Raw genomic sequence first — 25574 nt, 5'->3', positions numbered from 1 at the left:
TCCTGATGCGGGTTGAAGGTGTTTTTCCAACGCGACAGGGCAAGAAAAAGCTCCGTCAGGACTCACCAAAAAGTGTCAGCTGCGCCTTTTTTTCGTCATTTTCTGTCGAAAGGCCTGACAACGTGACGCCGATCAGCCTGATGGCACGCTCCAGAGGGAAAAATCCCTCAAGCAGACTCTCAGCCTGAGCGGCTATTGCCGCCTCGTTCACGAACATGGTGGGGTTTGAACGGGTACGCGTCGTGAGTTGGAAATCGGCATATTTCAGTTTCAGCACCAGCGTGCGACCGCTCAGCGACTGGGCCTGACATTGCCGCCAGAGCTTGGCACAAAGCGCCTGAACGACACGGCGCGCCTCTGGCAATGTCGAGAGATCCGACTCGAAAGTGGTTTCCGTGCCGATCGATTTGCGTATCCGGTCAGACACGACGGGGCGATCATCGACCCCTCTGGCGATCGACGCGTAGAAAGCTGCCGCCTTGCCGAAATGACGGGCGAGGACGTCGGTCGGGATCGCACGCAGATCGGCACCTGTAAAAATACCCAGCCGGTTCATCTTCGCCCGTGTCGCAGGGCCAATGCCATGAAACTGTTCCACACGAAGCGAAGCAGCGAATTCCGGCCCCATTGCGGGAGTGATGACAAACTGTCCGTTGGGTTTGCGGTGGTCGGAGGCAAGCTTGGCCAGAAAACGATTATAGGAGATGCCTGCTGAGGCCGTCAGCCCCGTCTCTTCATGGATCTCGGCTCTTATCAACCGGGCAATATCCGTTGCCGAGCCATGCTCCCGATAGCTGCCTGTCACGTCGAGATAGGCCTCATCGAGAGAGAGCGGCTGTATCAGATCGGTGTAGCGGGCAAAGATTTCATGGATTTGCCGCGAGACTGCGCGATAGACATCAAAGCGCGGCGGTACAAACACCAGATCGGGACACTGGCGCAGGGCAGTGCGTGAGGGCATGGCCGAGCGCACCCCGAATTTGCGTGCCTCATAGCTGGCCGCAGCAACAACGCCCCGCCCCTCGCCGCGCCCCACGGCAACCGGACGGCCGAGCAGTTCAGGTGCGTCGCGCTGCTCCACCGAAGCATAAAAAGCATCCATATCGATATGGATGATGCGACGCGTTATTCCTGTGCCAGCGGTCTCGACCATGAGACCTTTATGCCATCAGAAACCGGAACAAAACAAGATCATCTGCCACCCGGACAAAATCAGGCGAGCGCGTTCCAGAGCAAGCCCGGAACAAGACGCGAAATCTCGGCACGAACGGAAGGCGTGACAGAATAAAGCACGCGCAGGAACTCGTTGTTGCTCGGCAGAACAGGGGCGTGCCTGATCCAGCTTATAATATCGCTGATTGATGTTTCGCGACCCGGCACAAAAGGCGGCGGTGACGCGTATGTCTCCGGACCAGCCACATTGACCGGTTCAAGCGTGAGATACTCCCACTCATTCGCCTGATGTCGGTTGACTTCCGCAATGCCAACGCCGGACTCTGGGGGAAGCAATGCGAGAAAGAAATTCTGCATCGGACTCAGCAGGGCAATCCTGTCATCGCTCTGAGGTCTGACTTCGAAGATGATCGTTTTCATCAACCGGGGATCGGCAGAGAATTTGATGAAAGTGTCGATATTTCCGGGCGCAAAGAGCGTGATCAGTTTTGGCGTCACCGGGTCGATACAGCCAAGAACCTCTTCAAAACCCTGCTCTATCGCATAATTCTCATCTGCATGAACGACCTGTCCCGTACGAGGCGCGTAATAGAGATAGGTGTTGAAATAGCTGCGAATACGGAAGATGGAGGGGACGATATCCTGGTCGGCATTCGTCGCAACTGAGGTGCCTGCCTGCCCCTGATCATCCATGACAATTGCAGATTTGAGACGCAGAATGGCGTTTGTGATCATCTGCTCATAGATCGGAGCCAGATAGCGATCCATACGGAGCAATAGTTTCAGAGGCTCGAGATCGGTTTCATCGTTCCGGTTGAAATGATCCCAATAACCCACCGAGTCCGAGAGATCGACATTCAGACGGCGCTTGATGCGCTGGATGTAGTGCTCCATGCTGCGGCAGATGTAATGCATGACGAAGGCGTGAGACCATTCAATATCCTGCACTGCATTGGCACTCTGGACGTATCGTCCGCTCGGCCGGACATAACGCTCAGTAGCCACATCGAACCAATGGGGATTTATATATTCATTACCCATTTTTTCGGGACGAACGAAGCTTTTGACCAGAACATTGTCGTTCAGTGACTTGTTCGAATGCTGGGTGAACGCTTCTACCGTTGTCATCTTCGGCCTGACAACGCGGTTCGAGCTTCCCTGGATACGCCAAGAGAAGGCAATGGCATCGGCGTGTTTGAAGCCGCGGAGAAATTCGGGAAGATTATCGAAATGCCTCAGATAGACATACTCGTCTCCGTCGAGGAAGCCGAGCCAGTCGAACTGGTGTCTACTTTCCGCTGCGGCCGCCATAAAGGAGTCGCGTTGCCTCTGATAGAAATCAGGCTGGCCAATCGGATCAGTCCTCTTGAGACGGATATCGTAGCACTTGGCTGCCGCCTGCAATATTTCCCAGGTACCGTCTGATGAATGATCGTCATAGATCAGGAATGTCTTGACCCCCAGCGCGGCGTGCCAGGCGATCCATCCTGCAATATCGGAAAACTCATTCTTCACGAATAGCGCGACGGCAACGCTGGGAAGATTTTCGGCCATAAGGAAACTCGCTCATTCGAAGGAAGATACGAGGATCATCGCATAAACCGTTTTAATTATCCAGAGAGCGCACGTTATTCAAACTGTATCTGCGAACAGTTTACGTCAGAGCAGAGTACTGATCAACGTATATTCCAATCAAGAGAAATATCCGCTGTGACAAAGATGGTATGAGCAACGGTTCGTAACCCTGGGTCATCTGATTTCCGTGCCTACCGAGACGAGATGCCACCGCAAGGCGCCGCCCCGTCTCAGTCAGCGCCGTCCGATCACTTCTTAGGAAGCGCCTCGCGCACCAGGGTTTCGAGCAGGGCAACAGCGTCGTCGCTGTCGTTCAGGCAGGGCACAAGAGTCAGTTCCTCGCCACCTGCCTCAATGAACTCCTCGCGCAGTTCATTACCGATTTCATCGAGCGTCTCGATACAGTCACTGATGAAGCCCGGCATGATAACCGCGATACGGGTGATGCCCTGCTCGGGCAACGCCGAGACGAATGGCGCCGTATAGGGCTGAACCCATTCCATCGGTCCGAAACGCGATTGATAGGTGATGGGCATCTGCTCTTCACTGAGACCGAGGGCGGTGCGCAAGGCGCTCAGCGTCCGCTCGCAGTCATCAGGGTAGTAATCCCCCTTTTCCACGCATAGCTTCGGTAGCCCATGGAACGAAGCGACGAGCCGCTGCGGCTTCCAGGAAAGTGACGCCAGATGATCGCGCACGCTTTTCTCGAGAGCCGCGATGTACGCGGGGTGATCGGGGAACGCCGGCAGGGTCTGCACCGCAGGCTGGCGACGAAGCGTCATCAGATAGCGGAAAAGCTGATCATTCGCCGTGGCCGTCGTGGTAGCGCTATATTGCGGATAAAGCGGGAGAAAGACCAGCCGGTCACATCCCTGATCCATCAACTCTTCGACTGCATCAGCGATGGAGGGCTTGCCATAGCGCATGCCCCAGGCAACCGGGAACTCGCCTTCGAAACGGGCAGCAAGCTTTTCCGCCTGAGCACGCGTATAGACCCTGAGCGGGCTGGCATCTTCCTCGCGGTTCCAGATGCGCCCATAGGCCTCGCCGCTTTTCGACGGGCGGGTTGTCAGGATCACGCCTTGCAGGATCGGCTGCCAGATCGCAGGCGGTGCCTCGATAACCCGACGGTCGGAAAGGAATTCGCCCAGATAGCGACGAACCGAGAAATAATCTGTGCCGTCAGGGGTGCCAAGATTGGCGATCAGGACGCCTGTCTTGCCACCAGCCGGAACCGGATGCGTGGGGATGTTGCTCTTGAACGCCATGTCTCTCAATCAAATCATCAAAGTGCAGAGAGACGAAAACAGCTCAGCGCGAGTTCGGTTTCCGTTTGACGCGCACCGGAACCAGTTTCGGCGTGGGAGCAAGGCGCAGCGCGCCAAGAGCGACGAGGGCAAACAGGCCGGCGGCGATCGTGTCGATAACGGGCATTGTCATCTCCGTTCAGGCCATTGCGGCACAACCCCGCATCCACCCTTGAGGAGAGTTTGGCATCACGCGTTGCGCGCGCAATGCCAAACTTACATGAATGACAAAAATGTAATAGTTTGGGGCTGAATCAGCCTTTCTGCTTGATCAGATCGAGCGCGATCAGCGCTTCGGCGATCTGAACGGCGTTGAGCGCCGCCCCCTTGCGCAGATTGTCAGAGACGCACCACAGCGCGAGTCCGTTCTCCACCGTGTCATCAATCCGCAGGCGGGATACATAGGTCGCATCCTCGCCGACGCATTCGATCGGCGTGACGTAACCGCCATCATCGCGCTCATCGCGCAGGATAACGCCATCCGCCTCACGCAGCGCCTCGCGCGCACGTGCCAGATCGACAGGCTCTTCGCATTCGATATTGATGGCTTCGGAGTGCCCGATGAAGACCGGCACACGCACGCAGGTCGCCGCCACCTTGATATCGGGGTCGAGAATCTTGCGTGTCTCGACCGCCATCTTCCACTCTTCCTTGGTGGAGCCATCCTGCATGAAGCTGTCGATATGCGGAATAACGTTGAAGGCGATCTGCTTGGTGAACTGGGCGATGGTCGGCGGATCGCCCACAAAGCTGCCCTTGCACTGGGCAAACAGCTCATCCATCCCGTCCTTGCCCGCGCCGGAAACGGCCTGATAGGTCGAGACAACGATACGCTTGATCGTGAACAGATCATGCAGCGGCTTGAGAGCCACCACCATCTGCGCGGTCGAGCAGTTCGGGTTGGCAATGATGTTGCGCTTCATCTTCTTCAGCGCATTGGCATTCACTTCCGGCACCACCAGCGGCACATCCGGATCCATGCGGAAATGCGAGGTGTTGTCGATCACGATGCATCCCGCCGCAGCGGCACGCGGGGCGTGAACGGCAGAGATCGAGGCGCCGGGAGAGAAAAGCGCGATATCCCAGCCTGTAAAGTCGAAGCTCTCGAGGTTCTGGATCTTCAGGACCTTCTTGTCGCCAAAGGACACGTCCTGACCCGTGGAACGGGCCGAGGCGAGCGCCGCGACCTCGGATACAGGAAAATCTCTTTCGGCAAGAATGCGCAGGAGTTCACGACCTACAGCACCGGTCGCACCAACGACCGCAACGCGGTATCCCATTATCACATTACCTCAGTCAGAATTCGACGGTCACCGCGCGAAAGACAGACGCTTGAACAGCGCTGACAGGCGATGACGGCGCAGTTCATAGCGTGCCTTGTTATTTGTGGCCATGTAATTCAGCTGAATAGTGTAACGCGGGCCAACATATTGCCTGTGTCCATGCCAGGTTTTGGGACCATTGGGGAAGATCAGCAGCGTGCCATGGGCAGGCTTCACCTCGACATCGTAATCCTCAAGGTTGTCCGGCCCGTTGAGCAGACGCAGGCACCCTTCCTGAGCCGACCAGGCAGCGCTTTCCGGGTTCAGATACAGCAGGATCGTGACCAGCTTGGCCTCTGAGTCACGATGGATGCGCCCATCCTTCTCACGCGTGCGACCACGCAGGGTCAGCATGCTCGGGGCGCTTTCGATATCGAGACCGAATTTCTCGGCCACGATCTTCTTGAGGCGCGGGCCCTGCAGCTCCTTTGTCAGAGCCTTGACTGTCGGATGCAGCTTGAGCCCCTCGGGCGGGAAGGACCCGCCAGAGCGCATCTCCGGCATCAGATTGATGAGTGTCTGGAGGTCCTCTTCGCGTACGAAGTTGGGGACGACCACATGTCTGAACGGTGCCTCGCTGATCGGGGTCCGTTCAAGGGCTTCGTATTGAAGAGCAATCTGTGACATGGAAGGCGAGCCTATTCCTGCCGCCGCCCGCAGACAAGACGCTTCTTAGCCCTTCATGCGATGATGCGGATGACGCACGGCACTGTTACGCACGAACTGGGTGTAGCCAGCCCCGATGCGGTCGGTATCGGTGAAGCAGGCACGCAGGGAAACCATCTTATCCTGATGGTCCTGCCCCGGCACATAGGCTGTGCGCACGAGATGGGGCGACGTCGAGCATCTCAGTGCTGCCCGGCTGTCAAAATCCAGACGGCGCCCCGATTGCTCGACAGGATGCTCCGCGCCTGCCAGGGCTACGCCGGATGCCGTGACCAGTAGCGAAAACGTGACTGCCGCCAGTATGGGCATGCGACGCATGACAGACCCCTCCAAACTGCAATATCGGAACACGCGATGATCAGTTAGACCCTCAGCGCACTCTGGTGCGGAGTCTATAGACGGGATCTGTCATTGAAAGTTTCGACTCTTTCTGGTCCCATCTTCAGAACGTGCGATTGTGAACTGATTTCGTTCGGAAAAGTTTTATGCTTGTTGCTGTTGGGCAAGAGTTCCATGGTTTTTTGCGCCATGGGAGTGCCATTTTGAGACGCTATGCAGATCTGCGAAAAACAGCCGGGGAGGGCTGCGAGCATGGGTGAGATCGGTTCATTACCAAGCGCGTTGAACGGGGCCAACACAGTCTATCTGGCCGACCTTCATGCAAAGTGGAGCGCAGATCCGAGAAGCGTCGATCCGTCCTTCGCCGACCTGTTCAAGGCACTCGACGCCGAGAGCCTCGCTGCCCTGACGGGGGCCACGGAAAAGCCAGCCGTCCATCCGGGCGCCGATCGTCCTGCCTGGGGTGAGCATGCATCCCTGCTCGACTCCCGTTCGCAGGGTCAGATGGCCCCTAAACCGAACACCGAGTTCTCGGCGACCGATCTGCTTTCGAGCGTCGATGACAGCGTTCGCGCCATCCAGCTGGTGCGCGCCTATCGCGTGCGCGGTCATCTTGAATCACGCCTCGACCCGCTCGGGCTTCAGGTACCCAAGTCCTATACCGAACTAGACCCGGCGACTTATGGCTTTGGTCCCAATGACCGTGACCGCCCGATCTATCTCGGGCAGATGGTCAGCTCGCTTCTGCCCGAACGGGCCAGCGCGACGATCAACGAGCTGCTGGCTGCCCTGCGTCAGACCTATTGCGGCCCGATCGGCGTGGAATACATGCATATTCAGGACGCGGCGCAGCGTCTGTGGCTGCAGCATCGCCTTGAAGGCGATGACTGGCGCCGCACCTTCTCTTCTGCAGAGAAGAAGATCATCCTGAACCAGCTGACCGAAGCCGAGGGTTTCGAGAGCTTCTGCCAGAAGCGCTTCACCGGTACCAAGCGCTTTGGCCTCGAGGGCAGTGAAGTCACCATTCCGGCGCTTCACGCCATCATTGAGCAGTCGGTGCGCCACGGCACGCGCAGCGTTTCGGTCGGCATGGCCCATCGCGGCCGTCTGAACGTCATGGCCAATGTGGTGCAGAAGCCGTTTGCGGCCATTTTCTCCGAATTTGCAGGCGCGTCTTTCAAGCCGACCGATGTGCAAGGTTCGGGCGACGTCAAGTATCATCTCGGCACGGCAGCCACGCTTCATGTCTCGAATGAGAAGGTCCGCGTCACCCTTCTGCCGAACCCCTCGCATCTCGAAGCGGTCGACCCGGTCGTGGTCGGGCGGGTGCGCGCCATCCAGGATTCCGAAGGCTGTGTCGGGCTCGAAAACCGCTACCGTCATCTCGGCCTGCTGATCCATGGCGATGCTGCCTTTGCGGGTCAGGGCATCGTCTACGAAACCATGGCGATGTCGCAGCTCATCGGCTATCGCACGGGGGGCACCATTCACGTGGTGACCAACAACCAGATCGGCTTCACCACCATCTCGGCCCATGCGCATTCGGGCTTCTACTGCACCGATATTGCCAAGGCCGTTCATGCCCCCATTCTGCATGTGAATGGCGACGAACCCGAAGCCGCCGCCTATTGCGCGCGCCTGGCCGCGGATTACCGTCGCGAATTTGCTGCCGATGTGGTGCTCGATCTGGTCTGCTATCGCCGTCACGGTCATAACGAAGCTGACGAACCTGCCTTCACGCAGCCCACGATGTACAAGGCCATTGCGGCCCGCCCGACCACGCGCGCACTTTATGCCAAGCGTCTGGCCCGCGAAAAGATCATCGATGCCGAGACGGCAGACGACCAGTTCCAGTCCTTTCAGGACCATTTGCAGAACCAGTTCGAAGCGGCCAAATCCTATGAACCCAGCCGCGAAGACTGGCTGGAATGCAATCAGGACCCGTCGCGACTTTCCGATGAGCCCCTGCGCGAGCAGCCTGTCACCGGGATCAGCATTTCAGGTCTGCAGCGCGTCGGTGCAGCCCTGACCCGCATTCCTGAAGATTTTGCCCTTCATCCGCGCCTGCGTCGTGTCATTCAGGCACGCGGTCAGGCAATCGAGACCAGCTCAGGAATCGACTGGGCTCTTGGTGAAGCCCTCGCTTTCGGTTCCCTGCTGCTTCAGCATCATCCGGTGCGTCTGTCGGGCGAGGATTGCCAGCGTGGCACATTCAGCCAGCGCCACGCTGTTCTGGTCGATCAGCTCAACCAGAGCGACTATGTGCCGCTCAATAATATCGCTGACGGTCAGGCGAAGATCGAGGTCTATAACTCCCTGCTTTCCGAATTCGGCGTGCTGGGTTTCGAATATGGCTACACCCTTGCCGCCCCGAACTCCCTTGTTCTGTGGGAAGCGCAATTCGGCGATTTCGCCAATGGCGCACAGGTCATCATCGATCAGTTCATCGCATCGGGGGAAACCAAGTGGCTGCGCACCTCCGGCCTCGTGATGCTTCTGCCCCATGGCTATGAGGGTCAGGGCCCCGAGCATTCCTCGGCGCGGCTTGAGCGCTATCTGCAGCTCTGCGCCGAGAACAATCTGCGCGTGTGCAACATCACCACGCCTGCAAACTACTTCCATGCCCTGCGCCGCCAGATCGCGCGTGAGTGCCGTAAGCCGCTGATCATCATGACGCCGAAATCGCTTCTGCGTCACAAGGAGGCCGTGTCGGATCTGGTCGATTTCGGGCCGGAAACGCGTTTCCGCACCATTCTCCCTGAGACCGATGCCCTGCTGCCGGATGCGGAAATCAAGCGTGTCGTTCTCTGCTCGGGCAAGGTCTATTACGACCTGCGTGCAGCAAGACGCGAGATGGATCGCAAAGACGTGGCCATCCTGCGCCTCGAACAGCTCTACCCCTTCCCGCGCGACGTGCTGTCACAGCAACTCGCCCGCTATCCGAATGCCAAGATCATCTGGTGCCAGGAAGAGTCGCAGAATGGCGGCGCCTGGGCCTTTGTCGATCGTCGCATCGAGAACTCGGCCGAGCGTTGCTCTCATGCCCAGCCACGGCCGATCTATGTCGGACGCAAGGCTTCGGCCTCGCCCGCAACAGGCCTTGCCAGCGAACACATGGCAGAACAGGCAGCGCTCGTTCAGGAAGCTCTGGGCTGAGATTATTCCGGCGGGGCGTCGTAAAGCCCCGCCCCATACGCCCGCAGACCAGACGTTTTTCCGCCATCATAAACCTGCATCATGAGACCATCCGAAAACGGGAGAAACTCATGGTTCAGCGCAGGCACTCTTTCCTGTGGTCGCTATTGGTCGGTTGTGGTTTGGCCCTTACGGCGCCAGCACGGGCTGATGATGTTGAGAACAAGATCAAGGCTGCCTTTGCGCCGCTGGTCAGCCGCTATGACGTGCCAGGTCTTGTGGTCGGTGTGACCCAGAATGGCGTTCATCATTTTTACGCGGTAGGGCTCGCCTCGCGGGCAGATCATCGCCCTGTCACGCCTGATACGCTGTTCGAGCTGGGCTCGATGAGCAAGATCTTCAACGTCACCCTCGCCGCTCTTGCTGTCGAACGCGGCAAGATGCGCCTGAGTGATACGGTTGCGCATCACCTGTGCGACGATCATTGCCGTATCGGTCATGATCTCACGCTTCTTGATCTGGCGACCCACCATTCCGGGGGCCTTCCCCTGCAGGTGCCGGACACGATCACCGATGTCAAAGAACTGACAAAGTGGCTCACCGCATGGCATCCACCGCAACCCGGCGCGCGAAGTTATTCGAATATCAGCATCGGCCTGCTGGGCTACATCTCCGCCCAGTCACTGGGAATGACCTATACAACAGCCGTTCAGACAATCCTCTTCCCCGCTTTTGGGCTCAGACATAGCTGGATCGAGGTGCCGGCCAGTGAGATGAAGAACTACGCCTACGGCTATGACAAAAAGACCGATGCCCCCGAACGGGTTCATCCTGGTATGCTTGCAGCCGAGGCTTATGGCGTCAAATCGACACCCGGCGACATGCTGAAAATGCTGGATATCGAACTTGGTCTCGGCCATCCCCCGGACGACTTGCAGCGCGCTGTAAAGATGACGCAGCAGGGGCGCTACAAAACCGAATTCTTCACCCAGGACATGATCTGGGAGCATTATCCCTGGCCGACGCCTCTGCAGCCGATGCTGCTCGGCAATGGCTATAATTTTATCATGAAACCGCATCCGGTCACGGCCGTCGGACCGTATCAGCCTGACGATCAGGATGTTATTTTCAACAAGACCGGCTCAACTGACGGTTTTGGCGGCTATGTCGCGATGATCCCGAGTCAGAAAATCGGGATTGTCATGCTGGCCAACAGGAATACCCCGAATGACGCCCGCGTCGACGCGACCTACAGGCTTCTGAACGCCCTCATGGCCCCGACGAAGGTAGAGTGAAACCCGGTCGGCCGAGACATCAGGCATTGCCGGGAGATCGTCTTCAACCTGCCCCGTGACAGATGGGGCAGGTCTTGCCGCCCTCAGAGATGAAGCGGCTTGTCGTAGGCACCCAAGGCTGCTTCCTTGAGGGCTTCAGAGAGCGTCGGATGGGCGTGGCAGGCCAGGGCCACGTCTTCTGCACTGGCCTTGAACGTCATGGCCAATGTGGCCTCGGCAATCAGTTCGCCCGCACAGGCGCCCAGAATATGCACACCCAGAATACGGTCGGTCTTGGCGTCGGTCAGCACTTTTACGCCACCATCAGTGGCCGCAATAGCGCGTGCGCGCGCGCTGGCCATGAAAGGAAAGCTGCCAGTCTTGTAGGCAACACCATCCTGCTTGAGCTGCTCTTCCGTGCGGCCAACCATGGCAAATTCGGGCTGGGTATAGATGACCGAGGGAATGGCATCATAAGGCACATGACCCACGCGCCCCGCGAGATGTTCGGCCAGAGCGATTCCTTCTTCCTCTGCCTTATGCGCCAGCATCGGCCCGGCAATCACGTCACCAATGGCATAGATGCTGGGGCATGAGGTGCGGAAATGGGCATCGACAGGAATTCGTCCGACCTCATCGGTGTCGATACCCACCGCCCCCAGATCGAGCCCCTGCGTATAGGGTTTGCGACCGATAGAGACGAGCACGACATCGGCTTCAAGCGCCTCGGTCGCTTCCTGCCCCACTTTCTGCAAGGTCAGATCGAGCGCACTGCCCTCGGTAGCAACCTTAGTCACCCGAGTGGAAAGACGGAATTTGAGGCCGAGCTTTTCGAGAGCACGCTGGAACTGACGACCGAGACCGCGATCAAAACCGGGGGCAATGTGGTCACCATATTCGATGATCGTCACCTCACTGCCCAGACGCTTCCAGACGCTGCCCAGTTCGAGACCGATGACACCGGCGCCAATCACGGCAAGACGTTTGGGCACCGACTCAAGCGACAGGGCCCCGGTGGACGAGACAACGCGCTTTTCGTCAAAGGCAACGCCCGGCAGGGCCGTGGGGGCACTGCCCGTAGCGATGACAATCGATTTGGCGGTCACGGTCTCGCCACTGATCGACAGGCTGTTCGGGCCGGTCAGCGTCGCTTCGCCGACCTTGAAGGTCACATTGTTCTTGCGAAAGAGAAACCCGATCCCCTTGACCGTATCGCCGACGACGCGCTCCTTGCGTGCCATCATCTGTCCCAGATTGAGCGTGGGCGTCACACCGTCGATGCCAAGGGCGGTAAATTCTGTCTCAGCCTCGTGCAGGCGCTCAGAACTGTGCAGCAATGCCTTCGAGGGGATGCAGCCCACATTGAGGCAGGTGCCGCCGGGGGTTTCACGCCGGTCGACACACAGCACCTTCAGACCGCGCTGCGCTGCCTTGAGCGCACAGACATAACCGCCAGGGCCAGCGCCGATGACGGCCAGATCGAATTCAAAACTCTCCGACATGGCGGTCTCTTTCCGTTCAGACATCAAGAAGCAGGCGACGGGGATCTTCCACATATTGCTTGACGCGCACGAGGAAGCTCACCGCCTCGCGCCCATCGACCATGCGATGATCATAGGACAGCGCGACATACATCATCGGGCGGATCACGACCTGACCATCGACCGCAACCGGGCGGTCCTGAATGGCATGCATGCCCAGAATGGCCGATTGCGGCGGGTTGAGGATCGGCGTCGACAGCAGCGATCCAAACACGCCACCATTGGTGATCGAGAACGTGCCACGCGACAGCTCGTCAAGCTTGAGCGTACCTGCACGGGCGCGCGAGCCGTAATCATTGATATGACGTTCCAGCTCGGCAAAGCTCATCTGGTCGGCATCGTGCAGCACCGGCACCACCAGACCGCGTTCGCTCCCGACCGCGATGCCGAGATTGACGAAGCGACGATAGATGATGTCATCCCCGTCGATCGTCGAGTTGATGGCCGGAAATTCCTGCAGCGCCTTGATGCAGGCGCGTGCAAAAATCGACATGAAGCCCAGCTTCACGCCGTGCTTCTTCTCGAACACCTCACGATACTCGGCGCGCAGGGCCTTGGCCGCGCTCATATCGACTTCGTTGAACGTGGTCAGGATGGCAGCCGTGTTCTGCGCATCTTTCAGGCGTCTGGCGATCGTCTGGCGCAGGCGCGTCATGGGCACGCGCTGCTCGCGACTATCCTGCTCGTTCTTGCCAAGCAGCGCGGCCAGCGCATTCGCAACCGCCGGAGACGGCGCTGCGGGAGCCGGTGCCGCAGAGGCGGCGGCGGGAGCAGAAGCCTGGGGCTGCACCGGCTCCGCCGGGCGGGGCTGCTCCATACGGGCAATCACGTCGCCCTTGGTGACGCGTCCATCCAGCCCGGTTCCTTCGGCAATGCTTCCCGGTGCGATCTGCTCTTCGGCCATCAGTCTCGCGGCTGCGGGCATCGGATCACGCGCAGGCTGAGGCGCCTGCGGGGCGGCAGCAGGAACTGCCTTGGCTGGCGGCTGCGCAGCCTGAGCCTGCGCACCCGCTGAGGGCGCACTGGCCTTTCCATTGGGGTCGAGCGTGCCAAGAATGCTGCCAACGGCCACTTCCGCGCCGGAGGCCATCAGATCATTGCCCAGAACACCAGCCTGTGGCGCAGGCACTTCAACGCTGATCTTGTCGGTTTCCAGCTCGACGACAGGTTCGTCGGCGGCTACCGCCTGCCCGGGTTGCTTGAGCCATCGGGTTATCGTTGCCGAGGTGACACTTTCACCGAGAACCGGCACCCTAATCTCGACCGACATCATCTCTCCCTTTGCCCGTTAGGACTTCTGTCGCGCAGCATCTCGAACGACCATAGACAGGAACAGTCCGCGTGCCTACTCCACGCACCACGCGCGCCAAACCCAGAGAATGGGGATCATGGGGATGATTTGTCAGGGTTTGCCCGGGATCTCCTGCCGGGCGGCCCGATATTTCACCCGATTGTGACGCGACATCGCCTGATGACGGGGTCTTTCATCTGACCGGACAGCGCCTCATATGCTGGGCCTGCCTCTGCCCCTTTGCGAAAGCGCTTCTTTTGTTCTGCCGGGCGATCCCGCACGCCACAATCATGAAAGACCTGCCCCCATGTATCTCGGTATCGATCTCGGCACTTCGGGTATCAAGGCGGTTCTGGTCGATCAGAACCAGCAGGTCATCGCCGCTCACACCGAAAAGCTGAGCGTCAGCCGCCCGCATCCGGGCTGGAGCGAGCAAAACCCGAATGACTGGTATGAAGCGACCCTGCGGGCTCTGGATGCCCTGCGCGACAGCCACCCCGAAGCGCTCGCTGCTGTGCGGGGCATTGGTCTGTCGGGCCAGCAGCATGGCGCTGTTCTGCTAGGTGAAAACGGCGCCGTACTACGCCCCTGCCTGCTCTGGAACGACACGCGGGCAGAAACGGAATGCTCGCTTTTCGAGCATCGCTTTCCGCTCTGCCGCCAGATCACCGGCAATATCGCCATGCCCGGTTTTACCGCACCCAAGGTGCTGTGGGTTGCCAGACACGAGCCTGAAGTCTTTGCCAAGGTTACGCATGTCGTGCTTCCCAAGGCATGGCTGCGCTTTCGCCTGACAGGCGCGCTGATTGACGACATGTCGGATGCGTCTGGCTCGCTCTGGCTCGATACCGGTCGCAGGCTCTGGTCTGACGCGGCGCTCGAAGCTTCCAATCTGCGCCTTGCCGCCATGCCGGCGCTTTGCGAGGGCACTGACGCGGCTGGCAGATTGAATGCCGAACTCACCACGCGCTGGGGTATGAAAGAAGCCCCCGTCTTTGCCGGGGGCGCTGGCGATAATGCAGCTGGCGCTGTGGGACTCGGTGCCATTCACACGGGCGATGCGTTTCTGTCTCTGGGCACTTCGGGTGTTGTCTGGGTCACCACCGATTCCTTTCACCCCGGCGGCAATCACGCCATTCACTCCTTTTGTCATGCCGTACCCAATCAATGGCACCAGATGGGTGTGACCTTGTCTGCCGCGGCTTCTCTTGCCTGGTGGTCGCGCGTAACGGGCATGGATGAGAAAGCCCTGCTTGCCGAATTGCCCGAAGCCCCTGAGGCCCCCTCACCCGTTCTGTTTGCGCCCTATCTCTCGGGGGAGCGCACACCCCATAATGACGGCTCGGTGCGAGGCGGATTCGTCGGCCTCACTCAGGACACGACACGCGCCGAAATGACCCAGGCCGTACTGGAAGGCGTTGCATTTTCCTTTCGCGATGCGCTCGAAGGCCTCGCCGAGTCCGGTACGGTCATTACCGAGGCCGATGTGATCGGCGGCGGCTCACGCAGCCCGCTCTGGACGGCTATTCTTGCCAGCGTGCTGGGTGTCACCCTTCATCGCCTCGCCAATGGCGAGCAGGGGGGAGCCTTCGGTGCAGCCCGTCTGGCGCGCATCGCCGTTACTGGCGAAGACGTCAGCACTGTGTGCCTGCCGCCCGAGCGTGTGGCCTCCATTGCTCCGGCTGACCGCCTGAGCGGCCCCTATCGTCAGGCCTATGCACGCTATCGGGCGCTTTACCCGGCGCTGAAATCCATTCCGTAAGCCGGGGAGAGACCGCTGCATCTCCCCTCAACGAGCCTACTCAGTGCGGTTCGGTCGGGCAGATTTTCTGCACGAAGCGCTGCACGACAGCCAGACCGCCATTTTCGATCAGGGTTGAATGCGACCCCTGTTGCGTCGTCCATATCTGTTTCGGCTCTGGCGCCGCATTGAAAACGGCGAGACTCTGCGCTGGCGGCACTGTGCCATCGCGTAGCGTGCGCATGACCAGAAGCGGCATTTTCAGACCCGCAATCCGATTAAGCGTGTCGAACTGGTTTTTCAGCAGCATGTGGACTGGCATATAGGGGTAACGCGACGAGGCCACATCGGCGATGCTGGTATAGGGAGCATCGAGCACGAGTCCCGCTGCCGGGTAGTCGAGCGCGGTACGCAGCGCGACATTCGTGCCAAGTGACTCGCCGTAGAGAATAATCTGATTTGGTGCGATGCCCTGATTGCGCAGAAAACTCATGCCAGCCGCAGCGTCAAGCACGAGACCCGCTTCACTCGGTGCACCCGGATTGCCCCCATAGCCACGATATTCGACCGCCAGTAATCCAGTCTCTCCCTGCGCCAGAAGCGCGAAGCGGCGCGCGCGTGACGTGATCGATCCGGCATTGCCATGCAGATAAAGCAGGATCGGGGCGCCGGCAGCAGGCGGCCGATAATACGCCTTGAGGTCCAGCCCGTCAGAACTGTGCAACGTCACCATACGCGCACCGGGAATGAGCGCTGCGGGATCGTCGAGAGAGGCTGAGTCAGCCGGAAAGACCAGACTATCCTGCCGGATATACAGAAACCCCGCCACGAGCAGATAGACGGCGACAAGGCAGGCAAGGAAGATCGCGGAATATCTGATCAAGACTGAAGCTCTCGGAACGATTTTCGGGCAGAGGCGTAGTCAAAAGGATGTGACCTTCCGAAACCCGATTGTCGAGAGTCAGATCAATGAAATATTTATGGCCTCTCCCGCTTCTGCTCGCCTTTCTTGCGGCAGCCGCGCTGACGCAAGCTGCTGAAAAACCACCGGAAAAACCGCTGCGCAGCTATCAGCATCTCTGGACCGACGAGAACGGTGTGAGCCATATAGCGCGCTGTCCGGTCTCGAATTTCTTTCTCAAGAGCATGTCGCCGCCAGCCGGGCCGCAATGGCAGAATCCTATGGCGCCCCAGACAGCGACGCTCATGATGACAGTCCAGCCCAGGCACTGGAATGGCGCGTGGCACCCTGACCCGAAGCCGCAATGGATCATTCCGCTCAAGGGGCGCTGGTGGGTGCGCGCCATGGATGGCACACGCGTCGAAATGGGGCCGGGCGATATCCTCTTTGGTGAGGATCAGGATGTGCACCCCATGGCCGATGGCCCATACAAGGGCAAGAAGGGCCACGATGCCGGGAATGTCGGCGATGACGAGGTGACACTGCTTGTCATCCAGTCGGCCAACCCGCCGGAAATCAACAAGCCCTGCCGCTATCACTGAACGCCCGACCGCAAGGCTGTGATCGCCTGACCATGATCATTCGTGGCATCATGACGCCATGACCAAGCGTATAGTCACTTCCATCGATGTTGCCCGCCTTGCAGGCGTTTCGCAATCAGCCGTTTCGAGGGCTTTTTCCTCAACGGCCAGCATTGCGCCCGCCACCAAGGAACGGGTGTTCCGGGCAGCGGAAACGCTGAATTACCGCCCCAACCGCATCCCTTCGATTATGCTGACGGGGCGCTCGGGTATGATCGGCATTATCGTGGGCGGGTTGCGCAATCCGCTTTACGGCTCGGCTCTTGAACAGCTTTCGTCGGGTATTCGCGACGCCGGGTTTCAGGTTCTGCTGGTGCAGGTCATCGACACCGTCACCCTCGACGCCGCTATTGACCAACTGGCCGGGTATCGCGTGGATGCCCTTGTCACGGCACTCGCCATAGGGTCGGAAAAAACGGCTGCCGCTCTCTCGGCGCTTGCCATACCTGTCATTGCGTTCAACTCCCCCCTGACAGGACCGGGCGTCTCGTCAGTGCGCTCGAATAACAGGGAATCCGGGCGCCGCGTGGCGCACATGATGGCCGAAAAACAGGTCAGACAACCCTTCTGGCTGGGCGGCCCCGACCGCAATGCGGCCTCTCAGGCAAGAAAAGCGGGTTTTCTTGAAGGCTGCGCTGAATTCGGCATGGAAGTGACGATGCTGGGCGGCGATGACAGCTATCAGAGCGGGTTCGATGCGATCACGACAGCGCTCGCCGACGGCCATCGACCTGACGGATTGTTCTGCAGCAATGATCTGATGGGATGTGGCGCACTCGACGCCTTGCGCGATCGCACAGGTTTTTCCTGTCCCGAGGACATCATGGTGATCGGCTATGACAATATCCCGCAATCGGCCTGGCACGGCTATCAGCTGAGCAGTTTCGACCAGCGTCCCGATGCCTTGGTGGCTGCGGCTCTCGATATCCTGACCCGGTCTCTGGCAAACCCGGAGGAGCGCCTTTCCGAAACCTGCGTCATCGACGCGACTCTGGTGCTTCGGCGCAGCACGGAAAAACCCGTCTGACTGGCGGGACATGCGCGCCGACCTCACCGCAGCAACATGCCGTGATGCGTGAATACAGCGCCTTGCAGGCCCGATATGCGGGCGCCTGAAGGGGCTTTTCAGTCTGCCCTCCTGATTGCCTGACGCAACCATTGCTCCTCTGCCCGTTTTATTGCATAGCTATGCAATATTCTGACCTTGCCCCGCTCTGCCCAGGAGGCCCCGCATGACAGACCGCTCCTTCCGCTCCATCCTGACCGGCTCTTTCTCAACGCCCTGTGCCAAAAATCCGACAGTCGCCATGATGGAGGCAGGCTATGCCAAGGCTGGCATCGATGCCCGTTATATCAATTGCGATGTGAAGCCCGATAATCTCGCCGCAGCGATTGCCGGGGCGAAGGCCATGGAATGGGCCGGGTTCAACTGCTCCATCCCGCACAAGATTGCCGTCATCGACCATCTCGACGGGCTTGCGGAGTCGGCCAAAATCATCGGTGCCGTCAATTGCGTGCAGATCCGCGATGGCAAGCTGACCGGCAACAACACAGACGGGAAAGGCTTTCTTGCGTCGCTGCGCAAGCTGGCCGACCCGAAAGGAAAAACCATTTTCCTCCTCGGGGCCGGTGGGGCCGCGCGCGCCATCGCCGTCGAACTGGCTCTTGCCGGTGCGCGCCATATCACCATTGCCAATCGCAGCATCGAGAAGGCGCAGGCCATTGCCGAGCTTCTGGCGAAACATACCGAATGCCAGGCCGAGGCTCAGGGCTGGCCTGAGGGGCTAAGCATCCCTGAAGGTATCGATGTGCTTATCAACGCGACCTCGATCGGCCTGGGCGATGCTGATGCGCTGCCCCCCGTCGATACCGGTTCGTTAGGTCATGCGACCATCGTGGCCGATGTCATTCCCAACCCGCCCATGACCAGATTTCTACGCGAGGCCAGAAAGCAGGGCTGCAAGACGCTCGACGGTCTCGGCATGCTGGTCAATCAGGGAATAATTGGTGCCGAACTGGTCGTAGGCGCCAAACTCGACCCTGAGGTCATGGAAAAAACGCTGGCCGATATCTTCGGCGTGCAGGACTAAGCCTTTTTCGGAAGCAGACCAGTGCCGTGAGGGAGCGGTATTTTTTACCCCTCTCATCGGTGACCATAATGCTTCAGAAACAGCAGGTGGGCGATACGGCTTTTCCGGGCGCCCTCACCCCACGTTCCCAGCGCTGCTTCATGGCATGGGCGCTAAACGCAAGGCATAGGAACCCTGCCCTCAGGTGGCGTTTCTCTTCACGCATCGGGGTGGCTCAACACCCGAAACAAGGTCACTGCCCGACGCAGCCAATCAGCTCCGCAGGTAACGCGTGTTCACAGATCGCGCTGGGACATCTGGCGTTTTTCCGCCGCACGACGCCAGAAATTGCACAGAACCATACCCAGAATACCCGCCAGCATACCGAAGGCGGTCGAACTCAGTTTCCCGGGCGGAAGGGCCGCCATCAGAATACCGCTCGACCCGCCAATAGCGAATGCCATTGTGCCAAGCAGGGCAGAAGCTGCCCCCGCCTGATGGCCATGATGCGTCAATGCCAGAACATTGGCATTGGGGCCGATGAAACCGAGCGTAAAGGTGGTGGTGATGATCAGGGCGCAGAGCGGCCAGGGGTCATTCTGCCCCACGACATGGCTCGCACTGACTGCCAGCAGGACCAGCCCCGAAACAAGGCAGGCCGCGAGCCCGCCCTGCATGACCGAAGTAAACTTGAAGCGATGCGACAGACGCCCATTGATCTGTGTCGCCAGAATGAATCCACCCGCATTGATGCCGAAAAAGATGGCAAAGGCCCGTGGCGTGAAGCCCAGCAGATGCTCGAACAGAAGCGGCGCGTTGGAGAGATAGGCGAACATCACGAAAGTGCTGAAGCTCGACAGCGTGGCCGAAGACATGAAGACCGGCTCACGCACCAGACTGAGATAGCGACGCAGAATTTCGATGGGCGGTAGGGCATAACGTCGCTCTTCCGGCAGGGTCTCTGGCATGACCACCAGCCACAACACCGCAAGCAACGCGGCCGCGACAGCTCCGGCCCAGAAAATCAGGCGCCAGCTCCCAAAGGCCAGAAAGATACTGCCCAGTGTTGGCGCCAGAATGGGACCCACACCAAAAACGAGGGTCAGTTGCGACATGAGCTTTACCGCTTCATGTCCCGTGGCGACGTCGCGCACGATGGCACGGGGAATCACGCTGGTAATGGCGCCACCAAGCGCTGCAACCAGACGCAACAGGCAGAATGACCAGTAGGAGCCAGTCGTCGCCAGAGCGATGGTTGCCAGAACATAGATGGCAAGCCCGGCCACCATGGGCTTGTGTCGCCCGAAGCGGTCGGAAAGCGGCCCCAGGCAGAACTGCCCGATGGCAAGCCCGATGAACCACGCAGCAAGTGTGAGCTGTGCCGAGCCGGGCCCCTGGCCCAGATCGCGCTCGAGCTGGGGGAAGGCTGGCAGATACATATCGGTCGAGATCGGACCGATCGTACTGACGAGCCCGAGCAGAATGATCTGCCCGGTTGAAAAGCGTATGGCGGGATGAGGCGATGAGGTCAGCACGGGAAAACCGGGTCCAATCAGTCTTGGCCGTCGAGACACGAAAACATGCCGAACGCGCATGGTACGCGCCGGTCGTCACCCGAAAGAGGGCAAGGCCCGGTTTCTCAGGGGGAGTCGTGTCTGTCAGACATAGAAATCCCTTCTCCTCCTCCCCTGCCCGAAAGGCAACCGGCGTTTTTGCACTGACCTTGCTTGCGCCCCGGCTGTAACGGGTTTGTGTGGCAGCCTCGTCTCACGGCCAGGCACGTCGTGCCTCATCACCGTCTGTCGTGCGCATCAGAGAACGCTGCCGCACAGGAACACAGGTAGGTAGAGAGGCACTACGGATGGCCAGCTCGAAATTGATCGCACCACAACGCAGAAAAATATAAAAATACAATATGATTTATTATGGTTTTGTAAAATAATCACAAGAGATGAAAATAAATTACAAAATAGAATTATCATGTATTTTTTCAATAATAACCACAATTTTCATAATTCCGGCCAGGATACAGGCCAGTCCTTTGCCAGACTGCGTCAATCCTCAGGAGGTTATGTCAGGCACCCGACTGACCAGTGAAAAAACCAACGAGTATCCGGGCCAGCAAAGCACGCTCAAGGCGGCGGCACTACACCCTGTATTTCATCTCGATTTCAACACCTGCATTCCCGATATCATCTGGTTCAATGCGGGCCTTTTCATGACGCGTGACCGCCAGCTCTTTGAACTCACTCCGCAGGGATTGGCCCTCAAAGGAACCGGCAGACCGTTTGACCCTGCATACGACGATCATGGTGAGAACAGGCGTTGCCACGACATCTCGACAACAGCCGATATCTGCCTCGATCGAGAGACCGACCACGAAATCGTCTCCATCAGGCCCCACGATCCGACCATGCGGCGCATTCCGCTCATCATCTCCGGAGCCAGGAGGATCAAGAGCTTCGAGTTCCTACCCTCACCCGACGCACCATCAGGCCTCGTCAGTCTGATGATCGACCGGCACACCGGCTATGATTTCCTCATGTTCGATATCTCGCATTTCCCCTGAGCAGCCAGGGGCAGGCCCTGAATCCGCGCCGTAAACCTGACAGACCGCTATCCGCTTTCGCTCCCGCACGCTTTATCCCGTGCCCGGTTTGGGCTACGCCCTGCACAAAGAGAGTTCGCACAGGATAAGAGATCACATGCGCATAGCGATGATTGGCGGCGGTTATGTCGGACTGGTTTCCGGCGCCTGCTTTGCGGAATTCGGCACCGAGGTCGTGATTGTCGAAGCGGATCAGGACAAGCTGGCCGCACTCAGGGCTGGTGCCATTCCCATCTATGAACCCGGTCTCGACAAGATCGTCTCGGCCAATGTTGCGGCTGGTCGCCTGAGCTTTACCGATGCGCTCGACAGCGCCATCGACACCGTCGATGCCGTATTCATCGCGGTCGGCACGCCGACGCGCCGTGGCGATGGCCATGCCGATCTGACCTATGTGTACGAAGCAACACGGCAGATTGCCCGCCATGCCCGCAAGGGTCTGTTGGTGGTCACCAAATCGACCGTGCCTGTCGGCACCGGGCGCGAAGTGGCCCGCATCCTGCGTGAAGAGCGTCCTGACCTGTCCTTCAGCGTGGCCTCCAACCCGGAATTCCTGCGCGAGGGAAATGCCATCGGCGATTTCATGCGGCCCGATCGCGTGATCATCGGAATCGACGATACAGCCACCGATGGCGGCGCCAATGCCCGCGCCCTGATGCACCAGCTTTATCGCCCGCTCTATCTTATCGAGACGCCCATCGTCATGACCGGGCTGGAGACTGCAGAACTCACCAAATATGCAGCCAATGCCTTTCTCGCCATGAAGGTCACCTTCATCAATGAAATGGCCGATCTGTGCGAGAAAGTGGGCGGCAATATTCATGATGTCGCGCGAGGCATGGGGCTCGATCAGCGCATCGGGCGCAAGTTTCTCCATGCCGGGCCTGGTTATGGCGGCTCATGCTTCCCCAAGGATACACGCGCCCTGACAGCCATCGCCCGCGATGCAGGCACCCCCTCGCTTCTGGTCGAGGCAACGGTTGCGATCAACGAAGCCCGCAAGGCTGCCATGGCCGAACGCGTGATCGCCCTGTGCGAAGGCACGGTCAAAGGCAAGACCATTGCCATTCTGGGGCTGACGTTCAAACCCGACACTGATGACATGCGCGAGGCATCGTCACTCCCTCTGATCCAGCGCCTGATCGAGGAAGGGGCCACCATTCAGGCTTTCGACCCTGAAGGCATGAAGCCCGCCCGCCCGCTCCTGCCCGAGAGCGTGATCTACGCCAACTCGGCGCAGGAAGCCGCTACCGGCGCCGACGCGCTGGTCGTGCTGACGGAATGGAACGAGTTCCGCGCCATTGCCCCGGCCAAGCTGAAAGCCGCCATGCGTGGTGCCGTGATTGCCGATTTCCGCAATATCTGGGACCCGACGACCCTGAGGGCTGCGGGCTTCACGTATCGCTCGATCGGTCGCCCCTGAGCTGACACGCAACAGCTCGCACGTCGGTAACGACTGGCCTGAACATTGTACATACGGCGTTCAGGGCAGTGCTCAGCGCGGCAGCCAAAGGCCCTGACGCGAAACCGGGGCAAACGCGACTTGCTCTGTCACGGGGCTGGCTGAATAGAGACCAGCAGGAACGGAAGCCAGGTCTTCGATTTCCCTTTGTTGAACTGCGGCAGTCTGTCGAGCTGGGCCACAGGCAGCCAGAGCCGCCCGTCCCCGGCAAGTATGGGCGCATCGGCCCAATGCAGCCGAGGGTCGTGGAGAAGCGCCAAGATCCGACCATCAGGCTCACGCCGATAGACGGTGTCATCCTTCAGAGCGGTGAAATAAAGCCTGCCTTTGCGATCCATCGTGCTGCCTCCTATCGGAGGCAGATCGGCCCAGAAGGTTACCTGCGCGGCCAGTCTGTCTGGCGGTAATGCTGCATCATCGAGGGCTGCTGTCGGCACCTGCGACCATGGCCCTTCCAGCGGGCCAAAATAAAGCGTCTTGCCGTCCGGACTGACTTCGAGAGGATCGACATTGATTCGAAGCGGCTGGCCTTTGTCGTCGCGCAGGATCCTGCCCCCCATGACGATGGGACGGTCTACCCGTGCCATGACCGCAGGATGGCCAGCCAGCACGCGACGACACGCCCCGCTGGCGAGATCAAGCACCAGCAACGCGCCAGTACCGGCATCGGTCAGATAGGCATGTGCGCCGTTGAAGCGGATATCGTCGATATAGCTTCCCACCGGAGCGACATTTTCGACCAGCGGATAGACCCGGATGATTTTGCCCGTTCTGGTGTCAAGGCGCACGAGCTTTGCGCCACCCGCAACAGGAGGGCCGCCAAAGCGCGGCGTGCCTGTATCGACAACCCATAACTGCCCCTCACTGTCGACATGCAAGGCATTGACGTTGACGAAATACCGTCTCGCATCAAGACCGGGTTTCCAGCCATTCCATGCCTGATCGGGGAAGGGGCGGAGCCTGTTTCCAGGCTCCAGAACAGCGACGGAAGGCCCGGAAAATCCGGTCCAGCGTGGGCCGCTCACGAAGATCCGTCCACCCGCATGGGCGACCGCGTTCCAGTCGAGTGTCGCGCCGGACGCTTCGATACGAAGCGAGGTGGCTTCTGCCCTACCTGAAATCGAGAATGCAGGACCAAGGCCGAACAGAAGGCCCAGAGCAATCGCTGCGACGGACACGCATCGACCTGACGAGTGATGAAAATAAGCCCCAACTCTCTTCATGTGATCTGATCCTTCCCGGAAAATGCACCTGTCTTGTTCCTGTCGTCGTCAGGCGAAGCGTTAACAGGAGAGACCTGAATTGGGGTTGACGTAAAACGGACTAAAATAGGAATGGACTGCGCCGGCCTCCGATCCAGCGCGATCATCCCGACACCCCGGTACCGCCATCGCCAGACATCCCTCGGCGGCGACAGGACGGGTGGACGTCAGGCTTCATTCAGCCTCTGATTCTAGGTCAAATCCCTCGAGCACCACCTTGCCACACGCCTGGCCGCTTTCGATCAGGGCATGGGCGCGACGCAGATTGGCCGCCGTGATGGGTCCGAAATGCGCCCCAAGCGTCGTACGCAGGCGCCCGCCATCGATAAGAGCCGCTACCTCGTTCAGAATATGTCCCTGTCGTGCTATGTCTGCCGTCGCAAACATCGAACGGGTGAACATGAACTCCCAGTGCAGTGAGAGGCTCTTGCGCTTCAGGGGGGCAGCATCGAGCGTGGCCGGATCGTCTATGAGGCCGAAACGCCCCTGTGGGGCTACAAGCGCGACGATATCGGCCATATGCTCGGCGGTCTGGGTGGTGGAGAACACAAAACCCGGTGCGCCTGTTGGCAGGGCCGCCACTTGCGATGCCAGATCCTGACGATGATCGATCACATGATGCGCGCCGAGTTCCTTCACCCATTCCCGGGTTTCAGGGCGTGACGCAGTCGCAATGACGGTCACATCCGTCAGCGCACGCACAAGCTGGATAGCAATCGACCCGACGCCACCCGCGCCGCCGATAATCAGCACGGCAGGCTGCGTTCCCGGCACAGGGCGGGTAATCTCCAGACGATCGAACAGCATTTCCCAGGCGGTCAGGGCGGTCAGCGGAAGGGCCGCAGCCTGAGCCCAGTCCAGCGTTTCGGGTTTGCGACCGACCAGCCGCTCATCCACAAGGTGGAACTCGGCATTGGTGCCCGGCCGCTGCAAGGCGCCGGCATAGAAAACGGCATCACCGACAGTAAAATCCTGCACCTCCGGTCCTGTCGCTTTCACGATGCCGGCTGCGTCCCACCCCAGTACGCGCCACTGACCCGGCTCCGGGGTCGCGCTGGCACGGATTTTCGTATCCACCGGATTGACCGAAACGGCCCGGATTTCCACGAGCAGGTCGCGCCCGGTCGGAACGGGGATGGGCAGATCGATATCACTCAGGGCGTTGGTATCGTCGATTGCTCCGGGAGTTTTATAGCCGATGGCCCGCATGTCTTCTGCTCCATCGTTGAATGACGCAGAAATGGGACCTTATGATTGTTTCGCGCAA

At 59.4% G+C, this 25574-nt stretch carries 21 protein-coding genes; 8 read left to right on the top strand and 13 right to left on the bottom strand.

Annotation, left to right across the window (positions count from 1 at the left end; genetic code table 11):
• Positions 1-55: 55 nt before the first annotated feature.
• The 7 genes from dinB to AA105894_RS08995 form a co-directional block, all read right to left on the bottom strand.
• The gene (gene dinB / locus AA105894_RS09025) at positions 56-1153 is read right to left on the bottom strand and encodes a DNA polymerase IV (protein WP_267311432.1); all 1098 of its coding nucleotides are present in this window, start codon (positions 1151-1153) and stop codon (positions 56-58) included.
• Between the two features lie 59 nt (positions 1154-1212).
• Complete coding sequence (locus AA105894_RS09020; protein WP_267311431.1) at positions 1213-2727, bottom strand: glycosyltransferase family 2 protein; 1515 nt, start codon at positions 2725-2727, stop codon at positions 1213-1215.
• A 269-nt stretch (positions 2728-2996) separates the two neighbouring features.
• Positions 2997-4016, bottom strand: coding sequence for a ferrochelatase (hemH, locus tag AA105894_RS09015; RefSeq protein WP_267311430.1), 1020 nt, complete (start codon positions 4014-4016; stop codon positions 2997-2999).
• A gap of 43 nt (positions 4017-4059) precedes the next feature.
• On the bottom strand, positions 4060-4182 hold the full coding sequence (locus AA105894_RS09010; RefSeq protein WP_267311429.1) for a hypothetical protein: 123 nt from the start codon (positions 4180-4182) through the stop codon (positions 4060-4062).
• A 127-nt stretch (positions 4183-4309) separates the two neighbouring features.
• Positions 4310-5335, bottom strand: a complete 1026-nt coding sequence (locus AA105894_RS09005; RefSeq protein ID WP_188425719.1) for an aspartate-semialdehyde dehydrogenase — start codon at positions 5333-5335, stop codon at positions 4310-4312.
• A 30-nt stretch (positions 5336-5365) separates the two neighbouring features.
• Positions 5366-6004 carry a 2OG-Fe(II) oxygenase family protein gene (locus AA105894_RS09000; RefSeq protein WP_188425718.1) on the bottom strand — a complete coding sequence of 213 codons (639 nt, stop codon included), beginning with the start codon at positions 6002-6004 and terminating at the stop codon, positions 5366-5368.
• A 45-nt stretch (positions 6005-6049) separates the two neighbouring features.
• Positions 6050-6361 carry a hypothetical protein gene (locus AA105894_RS08995; protein WP_267311428.1) on the bottom strand — a complete coding sequence of 104 codons (312 nt, stop codon included), beginning with the start codon at positions 6359-6361 and terminating at the stop codon, positions 6050-6052.
• A 273-nt stretch (positions 6362-6634) separates the two neighbouring features.
• Between AA105894_RS08995 and AA105894_RS08990 the strand changes: the two genes are divergently transcribed.
• Entirely contained in the window at positions 6635-9538 is a 2904-nt protein-coding gene (locus AA105894_RS08990; protein ID WP_267311427.1) for a 2-oxoglutarate dehydrogenase E1 component, read from the top strand.
• A 110-nt stretch (positions 9539-9648) separates the two neighbouring features.
• Positions 9649-10812 (top strand): class C beta-lactamase, encoded by a 1164-nt coding sequence (gene ampC / locus AA105894_RS08985; RefSeq protein ID WP_267311426.1) that lies wholly within the window; start codon positions 9649-9651, stop codon positions 10810-10812.
• 83 nt (positions 10813-10895) lie between these two features.
• Here the strand turns inward: ampC and lpdA are convergent, their stop codons facing one another.
• Positions 10896-12293: a dihydrolipoyl dehydrogenase gene (lpdA, locus tag AA105894_RS08980; RefSeq protein ID WP_267311425.1), complete on the bottom strand. Its 1398-nt coding sequence runs from the start codon at positions 12291-12293 to the stop codon at positions 10896-10898.
• A gap of 16 nt (positions 12294-12309) precedes the next feature.
• Entirely contained in the window at positions 12310-13602 is a 1293-nt protein-coding gene (gene odhB / locus AA105894_RS08975; protein ID WP_267311424.1) for a 2-oxoglutarate dehydrogenase complex dihydrolipoyllysine-residue succinyltransferase, read from the bottom strand.
• Positions 13603-13930: 328 nt separating this feature from the next.
• Here odhB and xylB point away from each other — a divergent pair, with 328 nt between their 5' ends.
• Positions 13931-15385: a xylulokinase gene (gene xylB, locus AA105894_RS08970; protein ID WP_267311474.1), complete on the top strand. Its 1455-nt coding sequence runs from the start codon at positions 13931-13933 to the stop codon at positions 15383-15385.
• A gap of 40 nt (positions 15386-15425) precedes the next feature.
• Here xylB and AA105894_RS08965 read toward each other — a convergent pair whose 3' ends face one another.
• Positions 15426-16247: an alpha/beta hydrolase gene (locus AA105894_RS08965; RefSeq protein ID WP_267311423.1), complete on the bottom strand. Its 822-nt coding sequence runs from the start codon at positions 16245-16247 to the stop codon at positions 15426-15428.
• Positions 16248-16333: 86 nt separating this feature from the next.
• Here AA105894_RS08965 and AA105894_RS08960 point away from each other — a divergent pair, with 86 nt between their 5' ends.
• The 3 genes from AA105894_RS08960 (at position 16334) to aroE (ending at position 18996) form a co-directional block, all read left to right on the top strand.
• A complete protein-coding gene (locus AA105894_RS08960; RefSeq protein ID WP_188425712.1) occupies positions 16334-16867 on the top strand; it encodes a cupin domain-containing protein in 534 nt (177 codons plus the stop codon).
• Positions 16868-16925: 58 nt separating this feature from the next.
• Positions 16926-17933 carry a LacI family DNA-binding transcriptional regulator gene (locus tag AA105894_RS08955; RefSeq protein ID WP_267311422.1) on the top strand — a complete coding sequence of 336 codons (1008 nt, stop codon included), beginning with the start codon at positions 16926-16928 and terminating at the stop codon, positions 17931-17933.
• Between the two features lie 205 nt (positions 17934-18138).
• On the top strand, positions 18139-18996 hold the full coding sequence (gene aroE / locus AA105894_RS08950) for a shikimate dehydrogenase (RefSeq protein ID WP_267311421.1): 858 nt from the start codon (positions 18139-18141) through the stop codon (positions 18994-18996).
• Positions 18997-19271: 275 nt separating this feature from the next.
• On the opposite strand, the gene AA105894_RS08945 is transcribed toward aroE, so the two are convergent.
• Positions 19272-20570: a multidrug effflux MFS transporter gene (locus AA105894_RS08945; protein WP_267311420.1), complete on the bottom strand. Its 1299-nt coding sequence runs from the start codon at positions 20568-20570 to the stop codon at positions 19272-19274.
• 476 nt (positions 20571-21046) lie between these two features.
• Between AA105894_RS08945 and AA105894_RS08940 the strand changes: the two genes are divergently transcribed.
• Both AA105894_RS08940 and AA105894_RS08935 read left to right on the top strand, forming a co-directional pair.
• Positions 21047-21544: a hypothetical protein gene (locus AA105894_RS08940; RefSeq protein WP_267311419.1), complete on the top strand. Its 498-nt coding sequence runs from the start codon at positions 21047-21049 to the stop codon at positions 21542-21544.
• Positions 21545-21680: 136 nt separating this feature from the next.
• Positions 21681-23006, top strand: a complete 1326-nt coding sequence (locus AA105894_RS08935) for a UDP-glucose dehydrogenase family protein (RefSeq protein ID WP_267311418.1) — start codon at positions 21681-21683, stop codon at positions 23004-23006.
• A gap of 128 nt (positions 23007-23134) precedes the next feature.
• Here AA105894_RS08935 and AA105894_RS08930 read toward each other — a convergent pair whose 3' ends face one another.
• Positions 23135-24223 carry a major royal jelly family protein gene (locus AA105894_RS08930; RefSeq protein ID WP_267311417.1) on the bottom strand — a complete coding sequence of 363 codons (1089 nt, stop codon included), beginning with the start codon at positions 24221-24223 and terminating at the stop codon, positions 23135-23137.
• Between the two features lie 258 nt (positions 24224-24481).
• Complete coding sequence (locus AA105894_RS08925; protein WP_267311416.1) at positions 24482-25516, bottom strand: zinc-binding alcohol dehydrogenase family protein; 1035 nt, start codon at positions 25514-25516, stop codon at positions 24482-24484.
• Positions 25517-25574: the final 58 nt, after the last annotated feature.

This window comes from Asaia spathodeae NBRC 105894, assembly GCF_025994195.1.
Classification (GTDB): domain Bacteria; phylum Pseudomonadota; class Alphaproteobacteria; order Acetobacterales; family Acetobacteraceae; genus Asaia; species Asaia siamensis.
This window is presented reverse-complemented; position numbering and strand designations above follow the sequence as displayed.